This is a genomic window from Nguyenibacter vanlangensis (assembly GCF_013376155.1).
GTDB classification, from domain to species: Bacteria; Pseudomonadota; Alphaproteobacteria; order Acetobacterales; family Acetobacteraceae; genus Gluconacetobacter; species Gluconacetobacter vanlangensis.
Map to the genome: position 1 here is coordinate 1 of NZ_JABXXP010000912.1, position 955 is coordinate 955.

Below are 955 nucleotides of genomic sequence, written 5' to 3' on the forward strand. Positions count from 1 at the left end.
ACGGGGAGCAGGGCGGGACGGGCGGCCTCGTGCCGGATCGCGGCCTCTGGAGGCATCGTCCCGGGTGTCATCGTCTCGGGGGCCGTCGTTTCCGGGATCACGCGGCGGCGGATCACGGGCACCTGGCTCATGATGTACAATTGCGTCGCGATCGCGGTGCTGGATGCGCCGGACGGCCAGCCGGCCGGCTTCTCGACCACCGACAGCGCGCCCGAGCGCAGGGCGTCCATCGAGATGCGCAGGGCCGGGTCGGTCGAGGCGTCGCAGACGATGACGATCGGCGTGGGGCACTCCGCCATGATGCGCCGGGTCGCCGCGAGACCGTCCATGCCGGGCAGGCGCACATCCATCGAGATCACGTCGGGCCGCAGGCGGGGGACCAGGCGCAGCGCCTCCTCGGCCGTTTCGACGGCTTCGATCAGTTCCAGGCGCGGGTCGCCGCGGACCAGCCGGACCATGACCTGGCGGATGACGGCGGAGTCCTCGACCACCAGCACGCGGACCCGGGGCGGCGCAACGAGGAGGTGGTTCACAGCACCCCCCGGATCGTGTCCAGCAATTCGCCCTGTTCGAAGCCCTGTTTGGTGAGGTAGGCGCGCGCGCCGCCTTCGAGCCCGCGGCGAATGTCGGTTTCCTCGTTCCGCGAGGTCATGAGCACGACGGGGATGGAGGAGAGGCGCGGGTCGGCCCTGACGGCGTCCAGCAGCGCGAATCCATCCATGCGGGGCATCTCCACGTCCGTCACGATCACGTCGATCCCGTGGGCCGAGCGGCGCAGGGTCGACAGGGCCTCGACCCCGTCGGTCGCCAGCAGGACATCATAGCCGTGGGTCTGGAGGATCGTCTTCTGGAGAGTCCGTGTGGTAATCGAATCGTCAACGATCAGCACCGTCGGCGCGCGGCGGCGCGGCGCAGCGGCGGGTTCGGCGGGCCGGTGGCCGACGGGAGGGCCGTC

General features: G+C 70.9%; 2 protein-coding genes. Both read right to left on the reverse strand.

Translation table 11 applies throughout. From position 1 onward, the window contains the following. Positions 1 to 533, reverse strand: a 533-nt coding sequence (locus HUK84_RS20110; RefSeq protein WP_374729396.1) for a response regulator, incomplete at its 3' end; no start/stop codon positions are given. Next, on the reverse strand, positions 530 to 955 hold a 426-nt coding region (locus HUK84_RS20115), incomplete at its 5' end, for a response regulator (protein ID WP_176641777.1). The genes HUK84_RS20115 and HUK84_RS20110, both read right to left, overlap by 4 nt.